Source organism: Cytophagia bacterium CHB2, assembly GCA_030263535.1.
Lineage (GTDB): Bacteria > Zhuqueibacterota > Zhuqueibacteria > Zhuqueibacterales > Zhuqueibacteraceae > Coneutiohabitans.
Map to the genome: position 1 here is coordinate 1 of SZPB01000454.1, position 4,472 is coordinate 4,472.

Consider the following 4,472-nt stretch of genomic DNA (forward strand, 5'->3'; position numbering starts at 1 on the left):
CTGCATGATGAAATCGCCGGCAATCTCAGCAGCATTGCCATGTTCGGCAAAATCGTGCAGGATGAGAATGCCAAAAGCAACGCGACCAAACTGGCGGGCGCAGAGCTGCTGCAACGCATCATCACGCTGTCGCAAGAATCGGTGAACTCGATTCGCGAGATTATCTGGGCGATTGACCCGAAACCGGAAAGCATCCATGATTTGCTGATGCGCGTGCGCGATTTTGCCGTGAATGCCTGCCGCGCTCAAAACATGGCGCTCAAGTTTGACGCCCCCGGCGCGGAACTTTTGCCGGCCAAAAATCTCTCGCCCGAACAGCGCAAACATCTCTGGCTCTTGCTCAAAGAAGCGATTCACAATGCCGCCAAACATTCCGGCGGCAGCGAGCTGGCGATTTATGCCTCCTTCAAATCAAACCGGCTGAACATCAGCATTATCGACAACGGAGCCGGCATCAACGGGGCGACGCATGCGCCGAAATTTTCGGGAAAGGGATTGCAGACGATGAAAACGCGAGCCGAGCAACTGCGAGGATCTTTCGGCATGTACTCTGATGACAGCGGAACGACTGTGAATGTGACGCTAAAAATTTGATACTTTTGTGCAATTCCCCGACTGCCGGTGTTAACGAAACAAAAAATCCTGAGCGCACCAATCACGCACACTCAGGATTTCGTCGCAACTCTCCGCTGCTGCAATCAAGCCTTGTACACAACCGCCAGGACAGCGCCAAAAACCATCCACTCCATCACGATGATACTGCCGGTACACCAGGCCAGATAATACGGATAGCCGTGATGGTGAGAGGCAGATAGAAATTACTCAAAAAGCCGATCAAGCCGACCCAGAAACCAAACAGCACACCGCCTTTCACTCCCGCCTGCCAGGAGGCTCTTGTTTTGGCAAACAAAACTGCGCCGGCCAAGCCGAGCAACACCGGCATGATGATGAACCACATCATGTTGGGTTCATTTTCCGCACCGCGAAAAACCTCGGGGCTGTATTTGCGGAAGGTATTACTCATGATCACGCCATACATGAGAAACCCGAACACCGCGTTCACGATTCCACCCACAAGTCCAGCCGTCAACACTTTCGACCATCGCATAACTCCCTCCTCACAGAGATAATCTTCGGAAGTTCACTACCCTTGGTGGATTAATTTTGAAAACTGGAGCGCCATTCGTGGTGTGAGGCCATTGCGTTGGGGCGCTGGAGAGTTGCATGCGCTAGAATATAATTTGTTTGCGAACGATGTCAAGAGAGAAGATGGCCATCGCCGGGCATGTCAACGCCGTAAAATAGCCACAACTGTTGATTAGCGTCGCACTGCAGTCCTTTTCATTTTGCGGCGCAGGACAAACGCATAAATGCCGGCATTGATGATCACGACGATCAAGGCAAAAACGAGGCGCAACTCATACGTCAACGCGGCAGGATAAATCACCGGAATGAGATAATGTTCGATGAAGCTGGTATGATATCCGGCGCCTCGCCTCGCAGGCGCAGCCAATTTTCCAGCGGGGTGAGCGGACAGATGCCGCCCGTCAATTCAATCAGGATTGCCCATAAAACCGCGGGAAGATGCAGCCAGGCGCATCGCCGCCAAAACAGAACGAGCACGCCGCCGCCTAATACAAACACAATGAACAAAAGATGCAGAACGACGATGATGTCTGCCAGCGTGCGGTAGAACATAATGCTCGACCTGAATCAATCTATTAACGTTCGCGAGAAAACGTGGCATTCTTGAAAAACGTTCCTGCAACGGCCTGGGCGTGGCATTGCCATTTGGAAGTTCATCCGCCCCTTCGCGCTTCAATCACCCTTCGTTGCTGCGCAAGACGTTGTAGCAAAAGTCAATCGCTCAAATCTTTGCATGCGTTTCGCCTCATTTTGATTCTCGACAACACCCCAGCATATCTATCGCCGCGCCAGTTTTTCTTGAAGATGGCGCTTCACCGCCGGCCACTCAGTATCGATAATGCTGTAGTAGACGGAATTTCGAATGCGACCGCTGCTGGTGATCATATGATTGCGAAAAATGCCTTCTTCGTGCGCGCCTAAACGCAGAATCGCCTGACGAGAACGTTCGTTCAGCATATCGGTTTTGAATTCAATCCGCAAACAACCGAGCGTTTCAAAGGCGTGGCTCAGCATGAGATACTTGGCCTCCGTGTTGATGGCAGTACGCTGCCAGGGCCGCGCGACCCACGTCCAGCCGATTTCAAGCCGGCGATTGTGTTTGTCGATATTGCCAAATCGTGTGCTGCCCACCACTTGGCCGGAGGCAATGTCACATGTTGCAAATGGAAGCGCTGTGCCCTCGGCTTGCTCTTGCAATGCGGCATCAAGATAAGCTTGCATATCCTCCCGCGTCCGCACAAACGACACGGTGAAGCGCCATAGTTCGTCATCCAAACCGACAGCGCAAAGCTGATCGAGATGATCGAGGGAGAGCGGCTCGAGGCGAACGAAATTGCCCGCCAGCGTGATGGGCGCGACTGACATCGGCGCCGCCGGCGTTGCAATAAATCGATCGGTGCGAATCGACATAATGCTCCTTCCCATAAACTTTGATTTCAACCTGAATAAAGCCGATACGAGGTTTTAGCCACTGATTTATACTGATCGGTAGCGATTTTAGAAAATTATTAAATGAGACAAATACTAAAACGTTAAGCTCGAGCTTTCCCCATACTTTTGTCAATGTCATCTGGAATCTTGTGAGGCCCTGAGTTCGCAGCCGGTTCGAGCCGTTTTCCCAATACTTCACGAGATTCTTTCAAATGACATCTCGGTGTTTGTGTCAACTTAACGTTGTAGTACTAAAAGCCCCGACCGTAAAACCTGATCAAATGCCCTATCAAAAACAAGCACAAAGTTGATGAATAGACTTTCGAAAAGAATAGCGGGCGTCCGCATTTGCCGGCAGCGTTCGTAGTATATGACGACGGGAGGTTGCTGGCGCAAGCAGAAAAAGCTTGGCTGCACCTCCCGGCGACCGGCGGACGAATTCTCCTCCTTGCCTGGCCTCACCTCTCGCGTTGCAACCATCGCCGGAAAACACCTCTCGCTAAAATAACTTGACAATGATCGCAAAATCATTACACTCATAGGTGCTTTCGCAAACCCTGATCACCGAACTCACGCGATGGCCGGGCGCGCCTGCCCACCTCTCTTCCTGATTATTAAAGCGGCAGACTTTCCCGACCTCACAGACACACGGAGGGCATCTATGAAAAAGTTTGTGACTGTTTTGACTTTTCTCGTTCTGCTTCCCGCGCTGTTGCCGGCGCAAACACTCAAAATCGAAGCCATGCGGCCGCAATTCAAATTCGCCGGCGCGGAACCGTCTTTACTCACTTCGGCCTGGTTTGTCACCGTAAAGGTGCCGGTTATCAAAGACGGTGTCAGCTTTATCGGCCAACTTCCGGTTGCTTTCGGCAAATTTTATGGCGCCAGCGTGTCGACCAGCGACGAAACCATCGGCAACCCCGGCTTCGGTTTGCAGTTCGGCGGCCAGAATCATTCGATTCAGGTGATGGCGCGCGTGCCGCTGGTCAAAAATGGTTTTGCCGCTTTTATCGGCTCAGTCGCAGACTTCGAGCGGCAGGAGGCTTTTATTCCAGATCTTATTCCGTTGACCGGCACGATTCGAACCAAACTCACGGTCAGCAAATTCAGCGTCCAACCTTACGGTGGTGTTTCGTTCAACATCGCGACACAGCATGATTCCGTTGGTTTCTTTGAGAATGTCTACAAAGGTTTGCGGACCAACGACGGCGAGCTGCACCTCATCTACGGCGCTGAGGGCTGGTTTGATTTTCAACCATTTCATATCGGCGCTTCGTTTTCCGGCCGCGGCTGGGCTTCCTCCGGCGGCAGTTTTAACGACAGCGTAATCAATCAAGCAGCCGTGCGCGCAAAACTGGTTTTTGACAAGGTCACGCCGGGCGCATATTTCAGGATTCCGCTCGACGATCTTTTGCTGGACAATGTTTTTGGCCTGTATTGTGACGTTAACCTGTAACGTTGCAGTAACAACTTTGATCAGTGACCGGGCGCTCTTGCTTTTTCCATAGTCAGAGCCATGAATTTTAAAAGTTAAATTATCACCTGGAAAAGCGCCCGGGCAGTAATTTCTGACGGCTGAACAGTCCTGTTTTGTTTTGCCAATATCCTCTCGAGATGAGAGGTTTCGATCAGTTTTAGAGTCTTTGTTTTGGGATGGTGGCGCGCCTGCCAAGCAACGCTAGGTGCGCTGCTCTCTACATTTATAGCGCAACCTCGTTCGCGCGCATGCTGTCCGCCATTCCGTGACAGCCTTTCGACCTCTACCCATTTACCTCCGATAATCAACCAATCAACCAAGGACGAATAACTCGGGGAGATGCCCATGAAATCTTCCAATACGATTAGACAATTGGCAGCAGGATGCAGTCTTCTCGCCGTCTTGCTGTTTTGCGCGG

Annotated in this window: 4 protein-coding genes and 1 pseudogene; 2 read left to right on the forward strand and 3 right to left on the reverse strand. The window is 51.6% G+C overall.

Annotation, left to right across the window (positions count from 1 at the left end; translation table 11 throughout):
* Positions 1-594 (forward strand): hypothetical protein (locus tag FBQ85_27075; protein ID MDL1878797.1); only part of this gene is annotated, 594 nt, incomplete at its 5' end.
* Positions 595-748: 154 nt separating this feature from the next.
* On the opposite strand, the gene FBQ85_27080 is transcribed toward FBQ85_27075, so the two are convergent.
* The 3 genes and pseudogenes from FBQ85_27080 to FBQ85_27090 all read right to left on the reverse strand — a co-directional run bounded on the left by FBQ85_27080 (position 749) and on the right by FBQ85_27090 (position 2,511).
* A complete protein-coding gene (locus FBQ85_27080) occupies positions 749-1,108 on the reverse strand; it encodes a hypothetical protein (GenBank protein MDL1878798.1) in 360 nt (119 codons plus the stop codon).
* A 210-nt stretch (positions 1,109-1,318) separates the two neighbouring features.
* Positions 1,319-1,698, reverse strand: a pseudogene (locus FBQ85_27085) (DUF2784 domain-containing protein).
* Between the two features lie 225 nt (positions 1,699-1,923).
* On the reverse strand, positions 1,924-2,511 hold the full coding sequence (locus tag FBQ85_27090) for a GNAT family N-acetyltransferase (protein ID MDL1878799.1): 588 nt from the start codon (positions 2,509-2,511) through the stop codon (positions 1,924-1,926).
* Between the two features lie 727 nt (positions 2,512-3,238).
* Here FBQ85_27090 and FBQ85_27095 point away from each other — a divergent pair.
* A complete protein-coding gene (locus FBQ85_27095; protein ID MDL1878800.1) occupies positions 3,239-4,033 on the forward strand; it encodes a hypothetical protein in 795 nt (264 codons plus the stop codon).
* Positions 4,034-4,472 lie beyond the last annotated feature (439 nt).

What these genes read in the sequence shown, in the direction of transcription:
- FBQ85_27080 (MDL1878798.1), bottom strand. Translation starts at nt 1,108, where the DNA reads ATGCGATGGTCGAAAGTGTTGACGGCTGGACTTGTGGGTGGAATCGTG.
- FBQ85_27090 (MDL1878799.1), bottom strand. Translation starts at nt 2,511, where the DNA reads ATGTCAGTCGCGCCCATCACGCTGGCGGGCAATTTCGTTCGCCTCGAG.
- FBQ85_27095 (MDL1878800.1), top strand. Translation starts at nt 3,239, where the DNA reads ATGAAAAAGTTTGTGACTGTTTTGACTTTTCTCGTTCTGCTTCCCGCG.